Genomic DNA, 23,788 nt, shown 5'->3' on the forward strand with positions numbered 1-23,788 from the left:
TCCTACTCCTTCCGGCGATCGTTCAGATCGCGCTCGCGGGGCCGCTGGTGCGGATGGCGCTGGCCATCCCCCTGCCGTTCCCCATCCCGTCGCCCGGTTCCCTGGCGCTGATCGCCCGGCGGCTGGTCCGTGCCGCTGGAGGAGCGAAGCTCGTGTGGCGCGACCGGCTGGCCGGCGCCCCACGGCAGCGCCCCGTCCCCTCGCCCGGCCTGCACCGTCACTTTCGCGTCCGTGAAGCCCTGGCGCACCAGGGCGGCCTGCAGTTCGTCCATCCGCTGTTCCAGCTGTCGCGCCGACGTGCTGTCCGGCGGGAGGATCGTGGCGCGGACCTGGTCACCCAGGACCGCGACCCTGATCCGGGTCTGGCGTCCATCGCTGTCCGCCACCTGCAGCGTCACGCGGTCGGCAGCTCCTGCCGGTCGTCCGCGCTCCACCCATGCCTCGCGCAACTCGTGTGCCTCGCGCACGCCGCCGCGTTCCGCACCCTCCGCGGCGCGCGCGGCGCGCAGGCTCCCGTCAGGCCCATGCGCGGAACCGCGTGCCCCGGCGTCACTTGGCGCCGGCTCGGCCGTACGCTCCTCGCGGTCCCGGCGCGCGGCGCGCGGTGCGCCACCCGACGCCGTCACAGGAAGCTCCTGCCGGTCACTCGGCAGATCTGGCGCCGGCCGCGCCGTCGGTCGTGCCGCGACCGCCTCACGCAGCGCCCGGCTTGTCGGCTCAAAGCCGGTCAGGTCGGCGCGCCCCACCCGGGTCGGCGCCCGCTCCACGACGAGGCGATCCACCGGCGCCGCCACCGTGTCACCATCGTCCGCGGCACCGGCCGGGGCGGGGGCGCGTGGCCGACGATCCACCGGCGCTCCGCGCTCCACCGGCTCCCGCGAAACAGTCACCTTCGGCGCCGCCACCCCCGTGGCCGGGTCGCTGACGGTCGGCGTCGCCGCCTTCCCGGCGGCCTCCCCGGCGGTGGCAGGGTCCGGCAGTTCGGCTCGCCCCACCCCCGTGGACCGGCCCTGCCCCATGGTCACCCGCACCGCGGCGATCTCGGCGCCCTCGAGGGTGCGGCCGAGCGCCTCCATGAGCGCCTCGACGGCGGGCACCGTGGGCGCCGCGCGCATGACGCCGCCGGATGCGCCCGCGGGGAAGGCCGAACCCGAGGCCATCGCGGAAGCACCGCCCTGCGGCGCTCCGCGGGGTTCCGCCCGGGGCGGAGCCCCCACCACCCGTGTCCGAGGCACGGCGGGAGCACTCCCCTCCGGCTGCTCGAGGTTGCGCCGCGCCCGCGCAATCAGTGCCTCGGCCTCATCCTCCTCGGCCGCCGGCGGCCGCCCCGCCCGGTCCAGCGGGCTCACGGGCGGCGCCGCCACGGGCACCCTGGCCGTCGGCAGCGGGTCAGACACCACCGCCTCGCCTCGTGCGCGGCCGTCTGCGGTCGCCGTGGCGGGCTCGCGCTCGTCCGCGGCCTCCTCGCGCGCCGGCCGCGCGGCTGTGGCCGCCAACCCGGTCGAGGCCTCCGGCGCCATTCGCTCCACCGGCATCGCGGCACGCCGCGCGGCGTTCCACGCAGCCGGAAGCGGCGCCGGCTGCGGCACGGCGCGCTCACCGGTCAGCGGCACCGGCGTGCCCACCACGGGGGGCACCGACCCGCTCGCCGGAGTGGAGCTGGCGGGCGCCGTGTGCGGCGCGCGCCTGGGTCTGGGCTCGCCGACGGTGGCCGCCCCGATCGCCGGACTGCGCACCGCGGCCACGGGGTCGGCCAGCGGGGGGACGCTCACCTGGGGCGGCGGCGCTGCGCCCACCCCGGGCTCCGCGGGCGCTGGCGGAGCACTCGGCGCTCCCAGGTCCGCAGGGGCGGGCCGCGCGTCCGCGTCGGCGCGGAAGGTCGTTCCGGCGTCGACGTGGCCGGCCGCGGCGGGCGTGGTCACCGTCGTCACCGGGACCGTCGTCCGCCCCCGCGCGATCTCCCCGGCCAGGCGCGGCGCCGGACGCTCCGACTCCAGCAGTGCCAGCGCACGCGCCGTCGCGCGGGCGTTCCGTGCCGCCTTCGAGGCGCGTTCGGGACTTGCATCCCGTGCCGTGGCCGGCGCACCAGCAGCCAGCGAGCGCTTCGTGCCCGTCGGGACAGGCCCGGCCCCTGCCCCGTCTTCCTGCCGGGGCCGCGATGCGCCGGAGGGGCGCCCGGTGGGTACCGGTGCGCGGGGGCCGCCGTCCGGCGCCTCCGTCGTGGGAGTCGGGTCGGCCTTCCCGGTGGCGCCCGGGGTCTCGGCGCCACTGTCCACCGATGAGGCGGTGGTGGCATCGCCTTCGTCCGCCCCGTCCGCGTCCGCCTGCTCTGCCATCGGCGGCGGCTCGAGCGCCACGGGCACGGCGGCCGCCAGCGGCACCTGCGGCGCGATTCCGGCCTGCAGTGCCGCCGTGAGCGCGGCGGTGAAGAGCCCCGGGTCCTCCGGGGCGGGGACCGGCGCGGTGCTGGCGGGTTCCGCCGCACCCAGCGCGGTCAGGAGGCTCAAGGGACTGGTCACCGCGTGGCGTCTTTCGGCTGGGGCTGGAGCAGGCGCCGGCTCAGCGCCGCGGCCCGTTCCTTCGGGAGATTGGTCAGGAAGTCGGCGGCCTGGCGCGGACCCACGGCGCGCAGGATCCCCTCGACCTCATCATCGGAGAGGAAGGCGAGCACCTTCGCGGCCTCCGGCGGCTTCATGGCCGAGAGCACCCGGGCCACCTGCTTGTTGGCCTGGGCCCTGGCGGCCGGGTCCACCGGCGGTGGTCCGGTGCGCGCCGCCGCCGGACGGACCGGCGCCGGCGGGCGGGCGGCGGTGTCCCTCGCCGCTTGCGTGGCGCTGTCACTGGCCGCGGCGACGGCACTGTCCTGCGCCGTCGAGTCCCGCGCCGCCAGGCTGTCCGCCGCGCCGGGATCGGCGGCGGTGCTGTCGTGGTCCGCCGCGCCGGAGTCGGGCGCCGCCACCGGAGGGGGCGCCGTCTTCACCAGGTACGCGGTGGTCGCCCCGGTGGAGACCAGGAACGCGATCAGGGCAAAGAGCAGCGCCTTCTTCACGTCGCCTCCTGCCCGTTGCGCTGGCTGCGCTGCAATCCGACCTCGTCACTGACCCCCTGCTCGTGGCGCGACAGCTCCTCGCCCCACGCCTCGCGCCGCTGCTCCCGCAGCCGCTCGATCACCCGCCGGGCCATCCGCGCCTGCTCGAAGTGGCTCCGCTCCGCCTCCACGCGTTCAAGGCTCGCTTCGTGGTGGTCGGCCAGCGTGCGCAGTTCGGCGGAGAGCGCCTCGATGGCCAGATCGAGGTTCTGCAGCGTCCCGGCCTGGGACAGTTCGCGCGGGGTCTCCAGGAACTGGTGCCGGGCCTGGGCCAGGCGCGCCTCGCCCGCCAGCGCGGCGGCGCGCCGTTCCTCCTCCTCGCGCAGCGCGCCGGCCAGTGCGCGCGCCTGCTCGCGCTCGGCCATCTCCCGCAGCTGCAGGACCCGCTCGAGCCGGAAGCTGAAGCGCTTCATCCGGGCCTCCCGCCGAGCATCGCGTTCGTCCGTTGCGCGATGGCCGCGAGGCGGACCCGGGTCTCCTCGTAGCTGGTGCCATCCTCCGCCCGCTGGCGCAGGAAGTTGAGCGTCTCGTCGCGCAGCTGGATGGCCGCGTCCGCCAGCTTGTCGCCGCCCGCCTTGTAGGCGCCGACCGCGATCAGGTCCTCGTTGGCGCGCCAGGCCGCCTCGAGCCGCAGCAGCACGTTGGCGGCGTTGAGGTGCTCGGGCGCGATGACCTGGTCCCGCACCCGGCTCACGCTGTCGAGCACGTCGATGGCGGGGAAGTGCTTCTGGGCGGCCAGCTTCCGGGTGAGGACGATATGACCATCGAGGATGGAGCGGGCGGCGTCCGCCACCGGCTCATTGAAGTCGTCGCCCTCGACCAGCACCGTGTACAGCCCGGTGATGGTGCCGCGCCGCCCCGCCCCGGCCCGCTCCAGCAGGCGCGGCAGCTGGGCAAACACCGACGGCGGGTAGCCCTTGGTGGTCGGCGGCTCGCCCACCGACAGCCCCATCTCGCGCCACGCCATGCACACGCGGGTCACCGAGTCCATCATGAGCAGCACGTCCTTGCCGGCGTCGCGGAAGTACTCCGCGATGGCCGTGGCCACGAACGACCCGGTGGCGCGGATCACGGCGGGCTGGTCGCTGGTGGCCACCACCACCACCGAGCGGCGCAGTCCCTCCACGCCCAGGTCGCGTTCGATGAACTCCCGCACCTCGCGCCCGCGCTCGCCGAGCAGCGCGATCACGTTGACGTCGGCGGTGGTGCGCCGCGCGATCATGCCGAGCAGCACGCTCTTGCCCACGCCGCTGCCGGCCATGATGCCGATCCGCTGCCCGCGGCCGAGGGTGATGAGCCCGTCGATGGCGCGCACCCCGGTGCCCAGCGGCCGCTCGATCCGGCTCCGCTCCAGCGGGTGGGGCGGCTCCGCCGACAGCGCGTAGCGGGTGGCCGGCCCGATGGGGCCGAGCCCGTCGATCGGCCGGCCCAGGCCGTCGACCACCCGGCCGATGAGGCCGTCGCAGACCTTCACGTCGAGCGAGCGCCGCAGCGGCCGCACGGTGGCGCCGGGGTGGATGCCCTCGAGGTCGCCCAGCGGCATGAGCAGGATGCCCCGCTCGTGGAACCCCACCACCTGCACGGTGACGCGGGGCCGCCCGTGGCTCTCGATCCGGCACAGCTCGCCCAGCGCCACGTCGAGCGAGGACGCCTCGACCACCTGGCCGATCACCCGGGTGACGCGGCCGTGCACCAGGAAGCGCGGGGCATCGGCGGCCCGCTGCGCTGCCTGCTCGGCCCGTTCCTGGAGCGACAGCATCCCGCCGTGGAGGAGCTCAGTCATCGCGCATCTTGTGATAGATTTCCTTGAGGGCCAGGTCCACCCGGCCGTCCACCACCCGGTGCGGCGTCTCGAGCGTGCAGCCCCCCCGCTCGATCGACGCGTCCGCCACCCACTGCAGGTCGGCTGCCCGCCCATCGCTTCCCGGGAGCCCGAACTGGCTGCGCAGCGCCGAGAGGTCTTCCGGGTTCAGGTGGATCTCCACCCGTGACCCGACCGGGAACGCCTCCAGCCCCTTCTGCACCAGGTCCCGCACGATCGTCGGGTCCGCGATCACCTCCCGCTGCACCAGCTGCCGCGCGATCGCCAGGGCGAGCACGTAGACGCTGTCCTCGAGCTCGCGCACCACGCCGAGCCGTGCCGCGTCGAGCGCCTCGGCGGTGGAGACCAGCAGGCCCGCCGCCCGCTTGAGGGTCCGGTTGGCCTCGTCCATCGCCTCGGCGCGCCCCCGCTCGTGCCCCCGGGCCAGCGCCTCCTGCACCGGGTCCGGCCCCACGGGCTCCGCGTCGGCGGCCTCGGCCCCGGCCCGGCCCGCGAGCTCCGGCAGCGGCCACAGGGAGAACTTCGCGATGGCCGGGGCACGCGTCCCGTCCGCCGCGACGTCAGACGATGAGCTCGTCATCCCCGCCCCGTCCGCCCAGCACGATCTCGCCGGCCTCCTCGAGGGTGCGCACCGCGGCGATGATCCGCTGCTGCGCGGCCTCGACGTCCTTCACCCGCACCGGGCCGAGGAACTCCATTTCCTCCTGGAGCGCCTGGGCGGCGCGCTCCGACATGTTCTTCATGATGTGCTGGCGCAGCTCCTCGCTGGCCGCCTTGAGCGCCAGCGCCAGCTCCTTGCTGTCCACGTCGCGCAGGATCCGCTGCATCGACTTGCCGTCGAGCGTGATCAGGTCCTCGAAGGCGAACATCAGGTTGGTGATCTGCTGCGCCAGGTCGTGGTTGCGCTGGGTGATCGACTCGATGATCGCCTTCTCCACCGAACCGCTGGCGAGCGTCAGCACCTTGGCCACCGCCGCCGGCCCGCCGGAGAGGGTCATCTCCTGCGACAGCGTCAGGTCGGTCTTGCTGGAGAGGCCCTGCTCCACCACCGCCACCATGTCGGGCGCCACCTTTTCCATCCGGGCCACCCGGTAGAGCACGTCGCTGGCCAGGTCGGTGTCCATCACCTCGATGACGGTGGCGGCCTGCTTGGTCTCCAGGTGGGCCAGGATGAGCGCCAGGGTCTGCGGGTGCTCCCCGCGCAGCACCGAGAGCAGCACCTCCGGCGCCGCCTTCTTGAGCTTCTTGAGCCCGCTGTCGGTGAGCTGCTCCTTGATCCGCTCCAGGATGGACCGCGCCTTGGCCGGGCCGAAGGACTGCTCCAGGATCTCCTGCGCCCGGCCCAGGCCGCCCTCGGAAAGCGACTGCACCGCCCGCGCCACCTGGCGGTACTCCATCAGCACGCCCTCGACCGTGCGGGTGTCGGCGAGCGGCATCGCGGCGATCTCGCGCGACACCACCTCCACCTGCTCGGGGGCGAGGAGCTGCATGACCTTGGAGGCCACCTCCGTCCCGAGCGACATGCACAGGACGGCGGCCTTCTGGGCGCCGCTCAGCGGCTCGCGTTCGGCGGCGGTGGCCATCAGGCGTCCTGGGTGAGCCAGGCCTTGACCACCGACGCCGCCATGTCCGGGCGCTGGGTGGACTCGGCCTGGACCTCGTTCTTGAGCTTGCTGGTCGACGCGGAGAGCGCCGGCACCTTCACCGCGGGGAGCTCCCGCTCCCCGTCGCCGTCGTCATCCCCGCCCCCCGCCCCCCCGAGGCTGCGGCCCCCGGTCCCCGCGGCCCCGCCACCCGTGGCCCCGCCACGCGCCGGCTTGAGCGCCTTGAGCGCCAGGAGGAAGGCCGCGAGGATGCCGACCAGGCCCACCACGGGGCGGCTGAAGCGCTCCACCACCACCAGGACCTGCTCGGTGCCGCCGCCCTCGCTGGTCCCGGAGTCGGCCACCAGCACGAGCGGCTCGAACGGGAGCGCGTTCACGGTGATCCGGTCGCCGCGGGTGGAGTCCATGCCGATGGCGTCGCGGACGATCTGCTCGTAGCGCGGCAGCTCCTGCGCCAGGGAGGCGCCGGGACCGGCCACCTTCTCGATCGCCTTCTGGTCGATGAGCACGGCCACGGTGAGCCGCTCGATCTGGCCCGGCGCGCCGGTGACTTTCTCCACCACCCGGGAATTGAGGTAGGTGTTGTTGACCACGGTCGAGGTGCCGCCGTCGAGGCTGTCGGCCCCGGAGGCCTCGCTGCGCTGCTCGTTCTGCAGCACGGCGCCGTCGGGGTTGTAGCTCTCGCTGGTGGTCTCCTTCTGCTCCACGTCGAGCCGGGCGCTCACCGTCACCTGCGCCCCGCCGGTGCCGAGCACCGTGGCGAGCATCTTCTCCGCGCTGGCGGCCAGGTAGTGCTCCACCCGGCTCTGCTGGTCCAGCTGGCGGGAGGTCAGGCCTCCCGCCGCCGCGTCGTTGGGGGCGGAGAGCAGCCGGCCGTCGGCATCGAGCACCGCCACCTGGTCGGGGTTGAGGGCGGGGACGGCGTTCGCCACGAGGTAGGTGATGCTGGCCACCTCCTCGGAGCTGAGCGCCCGGCCGCCCCGCGCGGTGATGACCACCGAGGCCTTGGCCGGCCGGTCCAGCTTGCGCAGCGCGCTCGTCTCCGGCACGCCCAGGTGCACCGCCGCCCGCTCGATGCCGTGCAGCTGCTCCAGGGTCTTGGCCAGCTCCCCCTCGAGGGCGCGCCGCTCCAGGCTCTTCATCTCGCTCTCGGTGCGGCCCCAGTTGGGGCCGTCGAGCAGCTCGTTGCCCGGCTTCTCGCCGTCGGCGCGGATGCCCTGCTTGGCGATCGCCACCCGCGCCTGCGCCACCGCCGCGGCCGGCACCAGGATCTCGGTCCCGCCGCTGGTCAGCTCGAACGCGATGCTGCCCTTGGTCAGCGCGTCGGCCATCGCGGCCGCCTCCCGCAGCTCCAGGCCCCGGTACAGCGTCACCAGCGTCGGCTGGTCGGCGTAGCGGTACATCGTCCACATGACGATGAGCGCCACGGCCACCGCGCCGAAGGCGAGGAACCGCCGGGTGCCGTTGAGGCCGCGGACACCGTCGATCATGCCGGGCGGAAGCGCGCTGGTCATTGCGTCAGGATCTCTCGCTCAGGGGGCGGCGCCCGGCCCGCGGCGCGGGCCGGGACGCCGCCGTCATCAGATCTGCATGTTCATCACCGACCGATAGGCGTCGGTGACCTTGTTGCGCATCTCCACCAGGAACTCGAGGGCGATCCCCGCTTCCTCGCTGGCGGCCATCACCTGGTGCAGCTCCACCGGCTCCCCGCGCACGAAGCGCGCGATCAGCGCGGAGGCGTCCTCCTGCATCTGGTGGGTGTCGTTCACCACCCGTGCCAGCGTGTCGGCGAAGGACGGCCCGCTCGCGGGGGCCTGGAACCGGTCCAGCGCCCGGTCGAGCGGCGTGAGGCGCGGGCCATCAGGGCGAATCGGCGCGGTCATCGCTCAGCCTGTCACGTCGAGCCGCAGGCCCCGCGGCGCGTCGGGGGTGAGGCCGGCGTGCCCGCCCCGCGCGTAGGTGATCTGTCCCAGCGCCGCGATCTGGTCGAAGTAGGCCCGCTCCTCGTCCGTCAGGACCGAGCGGAGCTGCTCTGCCTGCGACGGCGCCATCCCGGCCGGCGTCGCGGGCGCCGCGGCCGGGAGCCGGGGGGTGATGCCATAGGCCCGTGCCGCGCGGAGCGCGGACGGCAACGGGGAGGAACCGCCGGGAATCTGCATGGGGCCGTCTCGCTCAGATGTCGATGGCGCGCTTGAGCATGGCCTTCGCCGCCTGGAAGACGGTGGCGTTGGCCTCGTGCACCCGGCGCGCGATCATCAGGTCCACGATCTCGGTGTTGACGTCCACGTTGGTGCGCTTGACGAACCCGTTCGCGTCGGCGTCGGGGTGGCCGGGGTCGTAGTCCTCGCTCCCCGGCCGCGTGTCCTGCACCACCCCCGCGGCCTGCACCCCGCCGGCGGCGTCGCGCTGGAACACGACCACCTGCCGCTGGTACGGCCCGCCGTCCGGCGTGCGGGTGGTCTCCGCGTTGGCGATGTTCTGGGAGATGATGTCGAGGGCGCGGCTCATGGCGCCCATCCCCGCCCCGCTCACGCCCAGCGGCTTGAGCAGCGAACGCACCGGTCGGGGCGGCCAGGCGCCGGCGCCGGGGATCCTAGCCATTGTTCTTGATCGCGGTGCGGAGTCCCTGGTAGGCCTGCGACAGCAGCTTGGCGCTCGCGTCGTAGCGCAGCTGGGTGCTCGCCAGGTCCACCATCTCCTTCTCCAGGTCCACCTTCGGGGCACCGGCCTGCTGCCCCGCCAGCGCCTGGTCGAAATCGGCGTTTCCGCTCGCCGGCAGGGCGCTGGCCACCCGCGCCGCGATGCCACGCTGGGTGCGGCTGGCATCATCCAGGCTCCAGCGCAACCCGCCGATGCGGGTCTGGTTACCGAAGAACGCGGAGAACATCGAGGCCTCGCTCGGGCGGAAGGGTCCACCCCCGGCTAAGGCAATCGCGGTGCCGTCTCGGTCGGGCGTGCCGCGCCGACCCGGCGCTGCATGGGCAAGTCGTTGTCGCGGGATGGGTTGGGGCGGACCGGCGAGGCGGGAGAACGCGGGGCTGCGGCACGAGTGGCCAGCATCTGGACGGCAGAGCCGGCAGGGACGACGGCACAATCTTCCGGCTAGGTGGCACCTCCGGGCACCACCGGCATCGGCGCCCCGATGGGGTCGAGCGCCGCCCGTACCGCGCGGGCCAGGTTCTCGCGCGTCATCGGCTTGGCGAGCACGTCGCGGACCCCGGCCGCCTGGATCTCCTCCGGTGTCACGGCGCCGCCATACCCGGTGGAGAGGAGGATCGGCAGGTCGGGCCGCAGCGCCAGCGCGGCACGCGCCAGGTCGGTGCCGCGCATGCCGGGCATGGTGAGGTCGGTGATCAGCAGGTCGAGGTCCGCCGGGTCGGCGGCGATGGTGGCGAGGGCGTCGGTGGGGCTGGTGAAGGCGCGGACCCGGTACCCCATCCGCTCGAGCTGCCGCTGCCCCAGCGCCACCAGCGCCGGCTCATCGTTCACCAGCAGGATCCGTTCGGCGCCCCCAGCGGGGCCTTCCCCCAAGGCGGCTGCCACGGGTGGCGCCGAGGCCACCGCGGGAAGGAAGATGTCGAACTGGGTGCCTCGCCCCGGTTCACTCCGCGCCGTGATGGCGCCCCCGTGGGCGCGGACGATGCCGTGCACCACGGCCAGCCCCAGGCCGGTGCCCTCGTCGGGCGGCTTGGTGGTGAAGAAGGGGTCGAAGGCTCGTTCCAGCACGTCGGGCGTCATGCCCCTCCCGGTGTCGCGCACCCACAGGTGCACGTACCGACCGGGGGGGAGGTCGCCCGGTGTCACCGGCGCCGGCCCGAGGCCCAGCTCCAGGGTGCCCCCCGCCGGCTGCATGGCGTGCAGCGCGTTGGTGGCCAGGTTCATCAGCACCTGGCCCATCTGGGAGGCGTCGGCGAAGACCGGCGGACACTCCGGGCTCACCGCGGTCCGGATGGTGATCGTCGCGGGAAGCGTGGCCTTGAGCAGCGCGAGCGTCTCCCCCAGCACCCCGGAAAGGTCCAGGGATGCCCGTGAGGGCTCCCGCTGGCGGGAAAAGGTGAGGATGGAGTGCACCAGGTCCCGGGCCCGGAGCCCGGCCTGGTGGATGTGCCGCACGCTCTCGCGCGCGGGGTGCGTCGCCGGGAGGTCCTCCGCCGCCAGCTCGGCGTTCCCCAGGATGGCGCCGAGGATGTTGTTGAAGTCGTGCGCGATGCCGCCGGCGAGCGTCCCGATGGCTTCCATCTTCTGGGCCTGGCGCAGCTGTCGTTCCAGTTCATCCCGCCCCTGCTCCTGGACCCGCCGCTCGCTCAAGTCGCGCATCGCCACGCCGAAGACCACCTCGCCCTCCACCTCCATCCTGGCAATCGACGCCTCCAGCGGGAATTCCTCCCCGTTGGCCCGCATCCCCGTCACCTCCAGCCCCACGCCCATCGGGCGGGTCGAGGCGTTGGTGGCACCGAACCGCCGGACCTGGTCGGCGTGGACGTCCCGGCTGCGCGGCGGCAGGAACCGCTCGATGGGCTGCCCCACCACCTCGGCCGCCCGGCAGCCGAACATCTGCTCGGCCGCGCGATTGAACACCAGGACGCGGTGCGAGCTGTCCAGGGTGATGATGGCGTCGAGGGCCGAGTCGACGACGCTCTGCAGGCGGGCCTGGCTCAGGCGGAGCGCGGCCGTCGCGGTGTGCTCGGAGGTGACGTCCTGGGCCACCCCGACGATCATCGGCGGGGCGCCGTCGGGCAGGAGCCGCTGGCCGCGGCTCCGGATCCAGCGGGTGCTCCCGTCGGGCAGCAGCAGCCGGAACTCCCGCAGCAGGTCGGTCCCCTGGGCGTGGGTCTCCACCAGCGCGGCCTCGAGCCCGGGCAGGTCGTCCGGGTGGATCCGCCGCGCGCAGGTCGCCCAGGTGCCGTCGAACTCCCCGGGCGCGAAGCCCCACAGGGCCGCGTTCGGGCCGTCGAGGACGAGGCGCCGTGTCGCGGAATGCCACTCGAAGGTTCCCATCCGCCCGGCCTCGATCGCGAGCCGGATCCGCTGCTCCCCAGCCGATGCCCGCACCTCGCTCGCCCGGCGCTCCGCGAGGAGCGCCGCCAGGACCAGGTGGAGCAGCGCCCCGGACGCGAGGAAGGTGGCCAGGAGGAGGAACTCGTCCCCGCCGGCCGCGGTGGCGAACGGGCCCCGGTTGGCCAGGGTGCCCGAGGTCGCGATCGCCGCCATGAGGGCCATCTGCAGCGCCGCGCCCAGCCCGGGAAAGCGCAGCGCCCCCCACAGGAGCGGCATCAGCCCGAGGAAGGCCACCGTGTGCAGGTCCGCGGCCGAGAAGATGAGGGAGCCGACGGCGAGGGTGGTGCCGGAGAGCAGCAGGTACTCGAGCACCTGGTCTGGCGACGGACGGGTCCGGCGGCGCGGCAGCAGCAGCAGGGGGGCCCCCACCAGCGTGCCGACCAGGATGCCGATCCAGCTCGAGGCGGTCCGCGCGGCGCCCCAGCCCGGCACCAGCTCGCCGAGCAGGAACAGCGCCACCACGAGGAGCGTGGCGCTGATCCCCGCGCCGCCCATGGTCCAGGACACGAAGCGGCCGACGTCCACCCGCCGGCTGAGGTCCATGCGGAACCCGTTGTCCCGTTGCATGCCCCAGACGGCCACGAGGGCCCCGGCGGTACCCGCCAGTGCCAGGGCCAGGATGGCCGCGGGCGCGAGGCGTCCCCCCACCTCCGCCAGGCAGATCCCGAGGAAGACGCCGGGCCAGAGCCGGGCGCCATACCGGACCAGGGCCCCGACGGCGATGCCCGCCGGCGGCCAGAACAGCAGGTGCAGGCGATCCTGGGGAATGGTGGCATGGAGGAGCTGCCCGGCGCCCCCGGAGGCGAGGGCCAGGAGGGCCACACCGCCCCAGCGGCGGGCGGAACGGTCCATGTCCGTCGGGGCGGGCATCGGAGCGGGTGGGGTCCTAGTCCTCGACGGTGGCCGGCTCTTCCCGGCGCCCATTGAGCTTGTTGCGGAGGGTCCGTTCGCTGATGCCGAGCAGCTTGGCGGCGCGGGTGCGGTTCCCGGCGGTGGCGACCAGGGCACGCTGGATGGCCTGCCGCTCCAGCTCGTCGAGGTTGAAGGCGTCGGACGCGCCCGCGGGGGCCGGAATGACGGCGGCCACGGTGCCGCCCAGCTGGTTGGTGACGCTGGGCGGCGGCAGCGCGGCCGGCTTGAGGGCCACATCGAGGGTGCCCTGGAACACCTCGGGCCGCAGCACGCCGCCACGGGAGAGGATCACCGCGCGCTCCACGGCATTGGCCAGTTCGCGCACGTTGCCGGGCCAGGAGTGCCGCATCAGCAGGTCCACCGCCTCGGGCGACACCGCGTTGACCGCCACCCCGATCTCCTCCGCCGCCCGCCGGGCAAAGTGCTGCACCAGCACCGGGATGTCCTCCCGCCGCTCGCGCAGGGGCGGGGTCTTGATCGGCACCACGTTGAGCCGGTAGAACAGGTCGGTCCGGAACCGGCCCGCCTCGGCCTCGGCGCGGAGGTCGCGGTTGGTCGTGGCCACCAGCCGGACATCCACCCGGATGGCCTGGTGCCCGCCCACCCGCTCGAACTCGTGCTCCTGGATGACGCGCAGCAGCTTGGCCTGCAGGTCGAGCCGCATCTCGGAGATCTCGTCCAGCAGGAGGGTGCCGCCGTGGGCCCGTTCGAAGGCGCCCGCCGAGCGGGTGGTGGCCCCGGTGAAGGCGCCCTTCTCGTGGCCGAACAGCGCACTCTCGATGAGGCCGTCGGGCATCGCCGCGCAGTTGATGGCGATGAACGGGCCCTCGTGGCGCGGGCTCTGGTCGTGCACGGCGCGGGCAAAGAGCTCCTTGCCGGTCCCGGACTCGCCCTCGAGCAGGACGGTGGCCTTGGTCGGGGCGACGGTCGAGATCGTCTCCATGACCCGGCGGAAGTGTGGGCTCTCCCCGACCAGCGCGCGGGTGGAGCGGAAGCGGTTGATCTCGCGCCGGAACTGCTCGTTCTCCCGGCGGAGCCGCACCACCTCGAGCGCCTGGGTGACGGCGATCTCGAGGGTCTCCGGCCGGATGGGCTTGGTGAGGTAGTCGATGGCGCCGGACTTAATGGAAATGACCGCGTGCTCGATACTGGAATAGCCGGTCATGATGATGACCGGGATCTGGTAGCCCTCTTTTTCGAGGACGCTCAGCAGGTCGAGCCCGGTGGCCTTGGGCATCCGGTAGTCGGCAACGATCAGATCGACGGGGGTCCGAGCGATGGTCTTGAGGGCGTCCTCGACGCTGGAAGCGAGGAGCGGCCGGTGCCCGATGCGGGTGAGGTGGTGCTCAAGGACGACGCCGGTGGCCGGTTCGTCGTCGACACACAGAATGGTAGCCATACCCCCGGCGGGACTCCCTGGAGAACGGGTCTGAGCTGCGAATCGGCCCGGACGGGAGACGGTGGAGGGGCTGGGGGTGTCCCTGTCAGCGAAGTCCGGGGGCCGTGGCCTAAAGCTTTCATATAATGTAGCCGATACGGAAAATATTGCCACCCTCCGCCTCGGGCACTGGTATGCGCATTTCGAACAGTCTCACGCAGCAGCGGGTGCTCCGGGACCTCCAGGGCAATCTCGCACGCCTCGCCGCAGCACAATCGCAAGTCTCTACAGGCAAACGCTTTGAGGCGATGAGCGAGGACCCGCTCGCTGGCATCCAGGTGCTCGGGGCCGATCAGGGACTCCGTGCCATCGCGCAATACCGCCGGAATTCGACGGCGGCCCAGACCCGGATCGACGCCGAGGAGTCCATCCTGGGCCAGGTCACCGACCTGCTGACCCGGGCCAAGGAGCTGGCCATCCAGGAAGGTACGGCCAGCAGCACCCCCCAGACCCGCGCCATGGTGAAGTCCGAGATCGACCAGATCCTCGGGCAGGTCATCGCCCTCGGGAATACCCAGGTCGGGAACGAGTACGTCTTCGCCGGGCACCAGACCGGCACCGTCCCCTTCGACCCGACCGGGGCCTATTTCGGCGATGCGGGGCAGCGGATGGTGGAGGTCGGCCAGGGGTACACCATGCCGGCCAACCACAGCGGGCGCGAACTGCTGGTGGACAGCGGCGTGATCGCCGCGCTGCGGCAGCTCAGCACCGAACTCGGCACCGGGTCCCCGTCCACCATCGGTCCGGTGGCGGGCAGCATCGACACCGCCTTTGACAACGTGCAGGCGCTCCTCGCCGTGAACGGCTCCCGCGCCCGCCAGATCGAGTCCGCCATGCAGAACTCCGACGCCCTCGAGGCGACCCACACCCAGCGCAAGAGCGACGCGCAGGACATCGACGTGGCCGCGGCCACCAGCCGCTTCGTGAGCGCCCAGAACACGCTGCAGGCGGCGCTGCTGTCCACCTCGCGGCTGCTCAGCACCAGCCTGACGGACTACCTGCGGTGACGGCACCCCTGACGCCGGCCGCGACCGGCGAGACGGTGTGGGTCGCCTCCCGCCTCTTCGGTCCGCTGTCCGTCCCCCGGGAGGACATCCTCTGCATGCCCGAGGGGATGCTCGGCTTCGCCGGGGAGCGCCGCTTCGTGCTGCTGCCCGCCGCGCCGGACGGGATCTTCTGGCTCCAGAGCGTGGACGACGGCAGCCTCATCTTCCTGCTGGTGGACCCGTTCCCGTTCTTCGCCGGCTACGAGGCCGACGTCCCGGAGATTCCCGAGTCGGTGGCGCCCGGGGATGTGGCGGTCATGGTGATCGTCACCCTGCCGCGCCAGCCGGGCGAGGAATGCACCTGCAACCTGCAGGCGCCGCTGGTGCTGCAGCTGCCGGCCCGCACGGCGCGGCAGGTGATCCTGCAGGACCCCCGCTACCACACCCGGCACCCGATCAACCTCCGGGACAAGCTGCGGTGACGGTCGCCGAGGCGCGCCCCGCGGGGGCGCCCGGTCCGGCGGCGCCGCCGCCATTGCCGCAGGCCCTGGTCCTCGACTGGCAGGTCGGGACCACCACCGGGTGGCAGGTGTTCGGGCTCAACCTCGCGCTCGAGCTGCTGCGGGACGGCCGGGTCACCCCGCTCCTGCTGGAACCGACCGACCTCACCCAGTTCGATCCGCTGCAGCGTCACGCGCTCGCCCTTCCGCTGGCCCAGCAACCCGGCCTCCGCGCCATGCTGGCCGCCGCCGGCGAGGCCGGGCTCACCTGCGAGTACCCGGTGTTGCGCGCCCTGGGCAATGGATTCCAGGGCAACGACGGCAGCCGCCGCCTGCTGAGCGAGCGCAACGTGGGGGTGATCTTCTTCGAGGACACCGCGCTCGACGCCGCCGCCCTGGACCGGGCCTGGCGCTTCGACCGCATCATCGCGGGATCGACGTGGAACGGACGGGTGCTCGCCGCGCGCGGGCTCGACGCCGTCCGGGTGGTGCCGCAGGGTATCGACCCCGCGGTGTTCCACCCTGCCCCGCGGGCCGGCCGCCTGGCGGGGCGCTTCGTGGTGTTCTCGGGCGGGAAGCTCGAGTACCGCAAGGGGCAGGACCTGGTCATCGCGGCGTTCCGCGCCTTCCAGCGCCGCCACCCCGAAGCCCTCCTGCTCACCGCCTGGCACAACGCCTGGCCGCGCACCATGGTGGGCCTCGAGACCACCGGGCACGTGCAGGGCCTTCCTTCGGTCGATGCCTACGGGCGGCTGGCCCTCGAGCCGTGGCTGCTCGCCAACGGGCTCCCCGCGGGGTCGTTCCTCGATCTCGGTGTGCTGCCCAACCACCGGATGGCCACCGCCCTCCGCGAGGCGGACGTGGCGCTCTTCCCCAACCGCTGCGAGGGCGGCACCAACCTGGTGGCCATGGAGGCGATGGCCTGCGGGGTGCCGGTGATCCTCTCCGCCAACACCGGCCACCTGGACCTGCTCGCCGATCCCGAGGCCTCCTGGCGGCTCGACCACCAGGGGCGGCCGCGCGGCGGCTGCCCGCTCTACCGCGGGATGGACGACTGGGGTGAGAGCGCGGTCGAGGAGATGGTCGAGTGCCTGGAGGCGGCCCACCGGGATCGCGCCGAGGCGGCGCACCGGGGCATCGCGGCCGCCCGGCTCATGCAGGAACGGTGGAGCTGGCGCCGTCGCGCGGCCGAACTGCTCGAGGCGCTGCCCGCCTGACGCCGCCGGGCGTCGCGCCTAGCCCCGGACGATCTCGAGCAGGCCGGCGCGCACCTGGTCCACGACGGCCCCCCACTCCGACATGCGTGATCGCGGGAACACCCTGGCCTCCGGATACCACGCGCTCCGGCTGCCCTCGCCACAGAACGCCCACTCCGGGACCGGGTCGGTGACCACCCAGGCGGGAATGGCCAGCCCACCGGCCAGGTGCGCCACCACGGGGTCCGCCGTGATGACCAGGTCGAGCTGCCCCAGCAGCGGCGCCGCGTCAGCGGCGTCGCGGATGAGCGGCGCCAGCGCGTGCACGGGCACCGCCGCGAGTGCACCCTCGGAAACCGGCCACGCGCCGGCATCGAGCTGGTACCAGGTCACGCCCGGCGTCCCGAGCAGCGCGCCGAGACCGGCCGGGGAGAGCCGCTCGCCTGCCGCGTCGGCGCCCAGGGCCAGCCCCACGCGCAGGCCCTCCCCCGGCGGCAGCAGCGGCACCCGCGCCGACCAGATGCGAGTCGGGAGGTACGGCACGGTGCCGGCCAGGGCGTCGAGGCCTTCATCGAGCGCCGCGGGCAGGCTGCCGAAGGGCAGCTGGTAGTCCACCGTGGGCAATGGCTCCCCGGCCGCGATGGCCTGCGCCACGCAGGGCAGTCCCTCGAGCAGCCGCCGCAGCGCCGGGGCGCACTCGAGCACCACCCGGCCCCCGCGCGCGGCCAGCAGCGGCAGGTACCGCGCGAACTGGAGCGTCTCCCCCGGCCCCGCTTCGGCGTAGACCAGGATGGTGCGGCCCGCGAGGGGCTCGCCCGCCCACCGGGGCGCGGTGAACGCCCGCGCCTCGAGCCCCGCCTCCGCGGCGCCATAGCGCCATTCGTAGCCTTCCCACCCCGCGGCATAGTGTCCCAGCGCGAGGTGCGCCAGGCCGCGCCGCCACCGGGCGCACGCCGCGGCGGGGTCGCGGGCGATGGCCTCGTCGTATGCGGCGATGGCCTCGGGGAACCGGCCCAGCTCGCGCAGCACGTCGCCCAGCTCGGTCCATGCCGCGGCGAGGTCGGGCGCCAGCTCCAGCGCGCGGCGGCAGGCGGTGACCGCCTCGGCCCGCCGGTCGAGCTGCCGGAGCACGCCGCCCATGCGGCGGTAGGCCGCGGCGCAGTCGGGACGGAAGGTGAGCGACGCCCGGCAGCTGGCCAGCGCCTCGACCGGGCGCCCCAGCTCATCGAGCAGCGCCCCGAGGTTGAGGTGCGCTTCCGCGTAGTCGGGCCGGATGGCGAGCGCCTGCCGATAGGCGGAGAGCGCCTGGTCGAGGTACCCGAGTCCCTGGCGCACCCGTCCCATCGCGTTGTGCGCGTCGGGGGCGTCGGGATCGAGCGCCAGTGCGGCCTGCAGCGCGTCCGCGGCCTGCTCGTACTGCCCGCCCTCCACCAGCGCCGCGCCGAGGTGGCAGCAGGCCGCCGGGTGCCGCGGATCAAGGGCGACGGCGCGGCGGAACGCCTCGAGGGCCTCGTCGAGGCGGCCGGCCCGCTGCAGCGCCACGCCCAGGTGATCGGACGCCACCGCCGACTCCGGCGCGATCCGCACCGCGGCCTCGAGGGCCTCCAGGCCCTCCGCATGGTCGCCGAGCGACGTGAGCACGATCCCGAGGTGCAGCCGCGCCTCGGCCGACTCCGGGTCGCGGGCCACCGCCTCACGATAGGCCCGGAGTGCCTCATCGGGCCGGCGCAGCTCCCGCAGCGCGTGGCCCAGGTGGCACCAGGCGACCGGGCTGCCGGACCACAGCGCCAGCGACTGCCGGTAGGCGGCCAGCGCCTCATCGGCGCGGCCCAGGCCGCGGAGGATGTCCCCGCGGTCGGTGTGGGCGGCGGCGAGCCGCGGATACCGCGCCAGCGCGCGGTCGAGGTACTCGAGCGCCTCCACCGGCCGGCCGGCCCGTTGCGCCATCACCCCGGCCAGGTGCAGCACCTCGGGGAGTTCGGGCGCCAGCTGCAGCGCCTGCTCCAGCAGGAGCTCCGCGTCCCGGACCCGGCCCGCGAGGTGATACTCGTTGGCGCCCCGCAGCAGGGCGGTGATCTCGTCCAGCGTGGGACGGGCGCCGCGGGCGGCGGGCGGCGGCGGCACGGCGCCGAGGGTGAGCATGGGCGCGCGCTCCGGGTGGGTCACGGCAGCACCGGCTGGGTGGTGAACAGCACGTTGTAGACGTACGGCGTGGCGTGCTCCTCCTCGGGCGGGAACGGGATGAGGCAGGGCTCCTCCGCGCTCAGGCGGTAGCACTGGTAGCCGCAGGCCGCCATGAAGCCGCGCATCCCCCGCCCCGACGCTCCCATCTGGTGCAGCGCGAACTCGTTGATCTCGCAGATGATGAACGGGACCTCGCGGGCCATGAAGAGCAGCATCCCGCCCTTGAGGATCGCGTGCTCGGATCCCTCGGCGTCCACCTTCACCACCTTCACGCGCTCCCCCTGGGTGCGCTCCAGCAGCCCGGCGAGCGTGGTGAGCGGCACGCGCCGCACCTCGGGCCGCGCCCGGGTCTGGTGGTTGGTGGGGAACTCCCGCACGTCCCACAGCGCGTGGCCCCCGGCGTTGTCGGCGTTGACGTGCAGCAGCACCTCGCCCTCGGTCTCGCCGAGCGCCTGCGGCAGCAGCGTCACGTTCCCGGCGTCGTTGAGCGCCAGGTGCCCCTGCAGCCGCCGGGCGTTGCCCGCCTCCGGCTCGAAGGCGTACACCCGGCCCGACGGGCCCACCGCGCGCGAGGCGAGCAGCGTGAAGTACCCGACGTGCCCGCCGACGTCGATGAAGGTGTCGCCCGCCTCGAGCACGTTGGTCAGGAAGTACGACACCTCGGGCTCGTAGAACCGTCCCGCGGCCAGCTCGGCCGCCATCGTGGCCTGGCTGTCCTCCCGCGTGTCGAGGCGGAGGGTGAGCGCCTGCTCCGTGCCCGCGGCGGGGAAGTGGAACTCGATCTCCCGCAGGGGGTCGCCGGCGGGCGCCGGCTCGCTCCGGCGGGGAGCCGCCGCGCGCTTCCGGAGGATGAAGCCCCAGTAGGTATCGGGCCCGGCGGGCACCGCGAAGTTGATCTGGATGCCGTCGAGCAGCTCGAAGCCGGCCCGCTGCATCAGGCTCAGCCAGGCCGGCTGGCCCAGCACGCTGTAGTGATTGGGATTCTGCTCGTGGTGGCAGGCCGTCTCGGGCGCCGGCACCTCGACGTACAGCGTGCCGCCCGGCGCCAGCACCCGGTGGAACCCGGCCAGGGTGAAGTACGGGGCCACGCTGTGCTCCAGCGCATGCCGGCACCAGACCAGGTCGAAACTTCCCTCCGGGAAGTCCAGGAAGGACTGGTCCATCTCCAGCGCCTCGTAGCCCTGCGCCACGCAGGCGGCCAGGTCCTCGTGGCCGATGGTGATCCCCACCGCGCGGTGCCCGGCGGCGCGGAACAGCTCCAGCGCCAGGCCCTGCCCGCAGCCGACATCGAGCACCCGGGCGCCGGCCGGCAGCTTCACCTGGGCCTGCAGGCGGGCCCACATCTGCCGGGTGATCTCGGAATGCTGGCCGGATGGCGGCTCGGGGTAGACATCCTCCCGCAGGCGGTCGAGGAAGGCGTCGAACCGCGCGGCGCGGTGGTCGGCGGACGGCAGGACGGAGCTGCTCATAAACGGGATTCCTCGAGGGCGGTGCGGGCGGCGGCGACGACGGGGGCCCAGGCACCCCGGGCCGGCTGCCGGAAGAGGCGCGCGGTCGGGTACCAGGGACTGTCGGAGCGGTCGAGCAGGTAGCGCCAGCAGCAGGTGTGCGACAGCAGGATCCAGGTGGGCCGGCCCAGGGCCCCGGCCAGGTGCGCCACCGCGGTGTCGACGGTGACCACGAGGTCGAGCTCCTCCATCACCGCCGCGGTGTCGGCGAAGTCGCCGAGCCGCGGGGCCAGGTCGGTGACCCCCGCGGCGGCGAGTGCGGCCGCCTCGTCGGCGGGGCCGCCCACCTGGAGCGCGTACCAGTCCACGTCAGGCAGCGCGAACAGCGGCGCAAGCTCGGCCAGCGGGAGGGAGCGGAAGCGGTTGTTGGTCTGGGCCGGCGACCCGCCCCACGCCACGCCGACGCGGCGCCGGCCGGTGCGCGGCAGCGCCAGCGCCTCCGGCCGCGTCGGGGCCGCGAGGTAGGGGATCGTGGCCGGGATGGTCTCGAGGGTGGTGCCGAAGCGGTGCGGCAGGCTCATCAGCGCCACCTTGTAGTCGGCGCGCACCGCGCTCGCGTCCTCGCCCACGAACTCCGCCACCCCGGCCAGCCCCGCGAGCAGCCGCCGCAGCGGCGCCTGCACCTGCAGCAGGACCCGCGCCCCCGCGGCCGCGAGCAGCGGGACGTAGCGGCAGAAGTGGATGGTGTCGCCGAACCCCTGTTCCCAGTACACCAGCAGGGTGCGGCCGGCGAGCGGCTCCCCCTGCCACGCGGGCAGCGCGGACGGCACGGGCCGCAGCCGGCGCCGCGCCGCGGTGAAGCGCCACTCGAATTCCCGCCACCCTTCCTCATACTGGCCGGTGCGCAGCAGCGGCAGCGCCAGGTTCCAGTGGGCCTCGCTCCAGTCGGGCCGGAGGGCGATCGCCCGGCGGCAGGCGGCGATCGCTTCCGCGTGGCGGCCCAGCTCCCCCAGCGCGCGCCCCAGGGTGGCCAGCGCCCCGGGCGTGTCGGGCGCGAGCCGGAGCGCCGCCTCGGCCGCGGGCACCGCGGCCTCGTAGTCCCCCTGGTCCGACAGCGCCACGGCACGATTGCTCCGCGGCTCCACCGCGCGGGGATCGCGGGCCACGGCGGCGTCGAACCAGCGCAGCGCCTCGGCCGGGTGCCCCAGGTCGAGGTGCACCGCGCCCAGGTTGCACAGCGCGAGGACATGGCCGGGTTCGAGCGCCACCGCCCGCTCCAGCACCGGGAGGGCGTCGGCGTGGCGGTCCACCGAGCGCAGCGCGGCACCCAGGTTGGCCAGGGCGAGGACCGAGTCGGGGCGGAGCCGGTGGGCGTGCTCGAACTGCCGCAGCGCCTCGACGGCATCCCCGCGGCGGAGCGCCACCACCCCGAGACCGGTCTGCACGTCGAAGTCGGCCGCGGCCAGCCGGGCGGCCTCCGCGTAGGCGCGGCCGGCGCCATCGAGATCCCCAAGATCGGTGCGGATGGTCCCGAGCAGGGTCCAGGCCGTGGCGTGCGACGGCTCGGCGGTGACCAGCGCGAGCAGTTCGGCCGCGGCCTCCGGCAGGTGGCCCGCCACGCAGAGCGTGCGGGCCAGAGCCAGGCGTGACACCAGCTGGGCGGGGTTGCGGGCCAGCGCGGCGCGATAGGCCGTGCTGGCCTCGTCGAGCTCCCCATTGGCTGCCAGCGCGGCGGCCAGATTGTGCAGCACCTCGGGATCGCCAGGCATGCCGGCCAGCGCCTGACGGTGCGCGGCCACGGCGGCGGCGGGCTCCCCGAGGGCGGCCAGGACGTTGCCGAGCGAGGACTGCGCGGCGGGAAAGCTGGGCCGGCGGGCCAGGGCCTGCCGGATCTGCCGCGCGGCGGCGGGGAGATCCCCACGATGGAAGGCCGCGAGCCCCAGCAGGTGCAGCGCGTCGGGGTGCCCGGGCTCGGCGGCCAGGACCGCGCGGTAGCAGAGCTCGGCGTCGGCGAGCCGGCCGGCCTGATGGTGGCGGACGCCTTCCTCGAGCCGTGCGGCGGCGGGCGCGGGGCGGCTGGTCGCGGCGGTCTTGGGAGCCATGCGGGGGGCAAGGGCAAGCGGCGTACCGCTCGGTGCCGATCGGGGTTGGCGCCCCAAGCGATTGCCCTGCAATGACTTGATCAACGGCTCGGGGCGCCGCCGATCGGGGGCGGACCGGTACGAATTGCCGCCAGCGCTCCCGGCACCCGGCGGAAACGACCCCCCGGGCCTCAAGTTCGACCCCGCCCCGCCGATACGTGGAGGCAGACGGTCACACCGGACCGTCAGACCGCAGTGCCGGAGCAGGGACGCCCCGGAGCGCAGGGCACTCAGGAGAAGTCGCTATATGAAGATCCAGACCAACATCTCGGCCAACAACGCGTACCGGAACCTCGCCGGGACGTCGATGAACCTGCAGAAGAGCATCGAGAAGCTCTCCAGCGGGTTCCGGATCAACCGGTCGGCCGACGATGCCGCGGGCCTGGCGATCGCGAACAAGCTGCGCAGCGACATCCGTTCGCTGCAGTCGGCGCAGCGGAACGCCTCGCAGGCGTCGGCGATGCTGCAGATCGCGGACGGCGCGGTGAACACGATCAGCGGGATGCTGGACCGGCTCAAGGAGCTGGCCACCCAGGCCAACTCGGCGAGCATCGGCGCGGAAGCGCCGAAGCTGTCGGCGGAGTACCAGAAGATCACGCAGGAAATCGACCGCATCGTGGCCACCACCAAGTATCAGGGCGCCAGCCTCGTGAACGGCACCTTCGGCGCGACGGTGAACACCTCCTCGACCGCCCTGGCGGCCACGGGCGTGTCCAAGGTGACCCTGAACGGCGCGGCGGCCGGGTCCTACACCCTGGCGGCGGCGGCGTCGGCGGCGACGCTGAGCGCGGCGACCGGCAGCCAGATCATCACCGGCATCAGCACCTCGGCCAACGGGTCGGCCACGTTCGACAAGTTCGGCATCACGGTCAACGGCGGGTCGAGCTGGGTCGGCGCGCTGGCGCTCAACGGCACCAACGTCACCGTCGGCGCCACCACCCAGGCCGACTTCATGGTCTCCTCCAGCGGCTCGTACGGCGTCGGCGGCCAGGACCTGGTGTCGGTGTCCGCGTCCAGCCTCAACCTCTCGGTGAGCGCGCTGGGCCTGACCACCGGCGGCACGGTGCTCGACAGCATGACCAACGCCGCGGCCGAGCTGACCAAGATCGACAGCGCCATCACCCTGGTGAACACCGCCATCGGTGACCTGGGCGCCGCGCTGAACCGGTTCGACTACTCGAGCAGCAACATCACCTCGGTGATCCAGAACTTCACCGCGGCCGAGTCGACGATCCGCGACGCCGACATGGCGCAGGAGATGACCGTCTTCACCAAGAGCCAGATCCTGCAGCAGGCCGGTACGGCGATGCTGGCGCAGGCCAACCAGGCGCCGCAGAGCATCCTCAAGCTGCTCCAGTAGCCCGGAGCCCGCTTCAGGTGACCTGACGCACGACCCCCGGCAACCGGAGCA

General features: G+C 73.9%; 19 protein-coding genes. 3 read left to right on the top strand and 16 right to left on the bottom strand.

What is annotated here, in order from left to right:
- Positions 1 to 2 precede the first annotated feature (2 nt).
- The 13 genes from IPJ95_15280 to IPJ95_15340 all read right to left on the bottom strand — a co-directional run bounded on the left by IPJ95_15280 (position 3) and on the right by IPJ95_15340 (position 13,883).
- A complete protein-coding gene (locus IPJ95_15280) occupies positions 3 to 2,507 on the bottom strand; it encodes a hypothetical protein (protein ID MBK7924964.1) in 2,505 nt (834 codons plus the stop codon).
- Positions 2,508 to 2,515: 8 nt separating this feature from the next.
- Complete coding sequence (locus tag IPJ95_15285; protein MBK7924965.1) at positions 2,516 to 3,049, bottom strand: hypothetical protein; 534 nt, start codon at positions 3,047 to 3,049, stop codon at positions 2,516 to 2,518.
- On the bottom strand, positions 3,046 to 3,501 hold the full coding sequence (locus IPJ95_15290; protein ID MBK7924966.1) for a hypothetical protein: 456 nt from the start codon (positions 3,499 to 3,501) through the stop codon (positions 3,046 to 3,048). Before IPJ95_15290 ends, IPJ95_15285 begins: the two co-directional genes overlap by 4 nt.
- Positions 3,498 to 4,847, bottom strand: coding sequence for a FliI/YscN family ATPase (locus IPJ95_15295; GenBank protein MBK7924967.1), 1,350 nt, complete (start codon positions 4,845 to 4,847; stop codon positions 3,498 to 3,500). Before IPJ95_15295 ends, IPJ95_15290 begins: the two co-directional genes overlap by 4 nt.
- A gap of 16 nt (positions 4,848 to 4,863) precedes the next feature.
- Positions 4,864 to 5,490, bottom strand: coding sequence for a hypothetical protein (locus IPJ95_15300; protein MBK7924968.1), 627 nt, complete (start codon positions 5,488 to 5,490; stop codon positions 4,864 to 4,866).
- Complete coding sequence (fliG, locus tag IPJ95_15305) at positions 5,471 to 6,493, bottom strand: flagellar motor switch protein FliG (protein ID MBK7924969.1); 1,023 nt, start codon at positions 6,491 to 6,493, stop codon at positions 5,471 to 5,473. Before fliG ends, IPJ95_15300 begins: the two co-directional genes overlap by 20 nt.
- Positions 6,493 to 8,028, bottom strand: a complete 1,536-nt coding sequence (gene fliF, locus IPJ95_15310; protein MBK7924970.1) for a flagellar M-ring protein FliF — start codon at positions 8,026 to 8,028, stop codon at positions 6,493 to 6,495. Before fliF ends, fliG begins: the two co-directional genes overlap by 1 nt.
- Positions 8,029 to 8,094: 66 nt before the next feature.
- Positions 8,095 to 8,397, bottom strand: coding sequence for a flagellar hook-basal body complex protein FliE (gene fliE, locus IPJ95_15315; protein MBK7924971.1), 303 nt, complete (start codon positions 8,395 to 8,397; stop codon positions 8,095 to 8,097).
- Between the two features lie 3 nt (positions 8,398 to 8,400).
- A complete protein-coding gene (locus IPJ95_15320; protein MBK7924972.1) occupies positions 8,401 to 8,673 on the bottom strand; it encodes a hypothetical protein in 273 nt (90 codons plus the stop codon).
- A 13-nt stretch (positions 8,674 to 8,686) separates the two neighbouring features.
- Positions 8,687 to 9,115 carry a flagellar basal body rod protein FlgC gene (flgC, locus tag IPJ95_15325; GenBank protein MBK7924973.1) on the bottom strand — a complete coding sequence of 143 codons (429 nt, stop codon included), beginning with the start codon at positions 9,113 to 9,115 and terminating at the stop codon, positions 8,687 to 8,689.
- Entirely contained in the window at positions 9,108 to 9,401 is a 294-nt protein-coding gene (locus IPJ95_15330; GenBank protein MBK7924974.1) for a hypothetical protein, read from the bottom strand. Before IPJ95_15330 ends, flgC begins: the two co-directional genes overlap by 8 nt.
- 215 nt (positions 9,402 to 9,616) lie before the next feature.
- Positions 9,617 to 12,424, bottom strand: a complete 2,808-nt coding sequence (locus tag IPJ95_15335) for an MASE1 domain-containing protein (GenBank protein ID MBK7924975.1) — start codon at positions 12,422 to 12,424, stop codon at positions 9,617 to 9,619.
- 34 nt (positions 12,425 to 12,458) lie between these two features.
- Positions 12,459 to 13,883 carry a sigma-54-dependent Fis family transcriptional regulator gene (locus tag IPJ95_15340; GenBank protein MBK7924976.1) on the bottom strand — a complete coding sequence of 475 codons (1,425 nt, stop codon included), beginning with the start codon at positions 13,881 to 13,883 and terminating at the stop codon, positions 12,459 to 12,461.
- 173 nt (positions 13,884 to 14,056) lie between these two features.
- On the opposite strand from IPJ95_15340, the gene flgL reads away from it, so the two are divergent.
- Positions 14,057 to 14,929, top strand: a complete 873-nt coding sequence (gene flgL / locus IPJ95_15345) for a flagellar hook-associated protein FlgL (protein ID MBK7924977.1) — start codon at positions 14,057 to 14,059, stop codon at positions 14,927 to 14,929.
- A 334-nt stretch (positions 14,930 to 15,263) separates the two neighbouring features.
- Positions 15,264 to 16,625: a glycosyltransferase family 4 protein gene (locus IPJ95_15350; protein MBK7924978.1), complete on the top strand. Its 1,362-nt coding sequence runs from the start codon at positions 15,264 to 15,266 to the stop codon at positions 16,623 to 16,625.
- Positions 16,626 to 16,643: 18 nt separating this feature from the next.
- On the opposite strand, the gene IPJ95_15355 is transcribed toward IPJ95_15350, so the two are convergent.
- Genes IPJ95_15355 through IPJ95_15365 form a run of 3 tightly spaced genes read right to left on the bottom strand, consistent with a single transcriptional unit; the run spans position 16,644 to position 22,338 of the window.
- Positions 16,644 to 18,746, bottom strand: coding sequence for a tetratricopeptide repeat protein (locus IPJ95_15355; GenBank protein MBK7924979.1), 2,103 nt, complete (start codon positions 18,744 to 18,746; stop codon positions 16,644 to 16,646).
- A gap of 20 nt (positions 18,747 to 18,766) precedes the next feature.
- Positions 18,767 to 20,257: an FkbM family methyltransferase gene (locus IPJ95_15360; GenBank protein ID MBK7924980.1), complete on the bottom strand. Its 1,491-nt coding sequence runs from the start codon at positions 20,255 to 20,257 to the stop codon at positions 18,767 to 18,769.
- Complete coding sequence (locus tag IPJ95_15365) at positions 20,254 to 22,338, bottom strand: tetratricopeptide repeat protein (GenBank protein MBK7924981.1); 2,085 nt, start codon at positions 22,336 to 22,338, stop codon at positions 20,254 to 20,256. Before IPJ95_15365 ends, IPJ95_15360 begins: the two co-directional genes overlap by 4 nt.
- A 286-nt stretch (positions 22,339 to 22,624) precedes the next feature.
- Between IPJ95_15365 and IPJ95_15370 the strand changes: the two genes are divergently transcribed.
- Positions 22,625 to 23,737, top strand: a complete 1,113-nt coding sequence (locus tag IPJ95_15370; protein MBK7924982.1) for a flagellin — start codon at positions 22,625 to 22,627, stop codon at positions 23,735 to 23,737.
- Positions 23,738 to 23,788: the final 51 nt, after the last annotated feature.

It is taken from the genome of Gemmatimonadota bacterium (genome assembly GCA_016713785.1).
GTDB lineage: Bacteria > Gemmatimonadota > Gemmatimonadetes > Gemmatimonadales > GWC2-71-9 > JADJOM01.

What these genes read in the sequence shown, in the direction of transcription:
- IPJ95_15290 (MBK7924966.1), bottom strand. Translation starts at nt 3,501, where the DNA reads ATGAAGCGCTTCAGCTTCCGGCTCGAGCGGGTCCTGCAGCTGCGGGAG.
- IPJ95_15295 (MBK7924967.1), bottom strand. Translation starts at nt 4,847, where the DNA reads ATGCTGTCGCTCCAGGAACGGGCCGAGCAGGCAGCGCAGCGGGCCGCC.
- IPJ95_15300 (MBK7924968.1), bottom strand. Translation starts at nt 5,490, where the DNA reads ATGACGAGCTCATCGTCTGACGTCGCGGCGGACGGGACGCGTGCCCCG.
- fliG (MBK7924969.1), bottom strand. Translation starts at nt 6,493, where the DNA reads ATGGCCACCGCCGCCGAACGCGAGCCGCTGAGCGGCGCCCAGAAGGCC.
- fliF (MBK7924970.1), bottom strand. Translation starts at nt 8,028, where the DNA reads ATGACCAGCGCGCTTCCGCCCGGCATGATCGACGGTGTCCGCGGCCTC.
- fliE (MBK7924971.1), bottom strand. Translation starts at nt 8,397, where the DNA reads ATGACCGCGCCGATTCGCCCTGATGGCCCGCGCCTCACGCCGCTCGAC.
- IPJ95_15320 (MBK7924972.1), bottom strand. Translation starts at nt 8,673, where the DNA reads ATGCAGATTCCCGGCGGTTCCTCCCCGTTGCCGTCCGCGCTCCGCGCG.
- flgC (MBK7924973.1), bottom strand. Translation starts at nt 9,115, where the DNA reads ATGGCTAGGATCCCCGGCGCCGGCGCCTGGCCGCCCCGACCGGTGCGT.
- IPJ95_15330 (MBK7924974.1), bottom strand. Translation starts at nt 9,401, where the DNA reads ATGTTCTCCGCGTTCTTCGGTAACCAGACCCGCATCGGCGGGTTGCGC.
- IPJ95_15335 (MBK7924975.1), bottom strand. Translation starts at nt 12,424, where the DNA reads ATGGACCGTTCCGCCCGCCGCTGGGGCGGTGTGGCCCTCCTGGCCCTC.
- IPJ95_15340 (MBK7924976.1), bottom strand. Translation starts at nt 13,883, where the DNA reads ATGGCTACCATTCTGTGTGTCGACGACGAACCGGCCACCGGCGTCGTC.
- flgL (MBK7924977.1), top strand. Translation starts at nt 14,057, where the DNA reads ATGCGCATTTCGAACAGTCTCACGCAGCAGCGGGTGCTCCGGGACCTC.
- IPJ95_15350 (MBK7924978.1), top strand. Translation starts at nt 15,264, where the DNA reads ATGCACCTGCAACCTGCAGGCGCCGCTGGTGCTGCAGCTGCCGGCCCG.
- IPJ95_15355 (MBK7924979.1), bottom strand. Translation starts at nt 18,746, where the DNA reads ATGCTCACCCTCGGCGCCGTGCCGCCGCCGCCCGCCGCCCGCGGCGCC.
- IPJ95_15360 (MBK7924980.1), bottom strand. Translation starts at nt 20,257, where the DNA reads ATGAGCAGCTCCGTCCTGCCGTCCGCCGACCACCGCGCCGCGCGGTTC.
- IPJ95_15365 (MBK7924981.1), bottom strand. Translation starts at nt 22,338, where the DNA reads ATGGCTCCCAAGACCGCCGCGACCAGCCGCCCCGCGCCCGCCGCCGCA.
- IPJ95_15370 (MBK7924982.1), top strand. Translation starts at nt 22,625, where the DNA reads ATGAAGATCCAGACCAACATCTCGGCCAACAACGCGTACCGGAACCTC.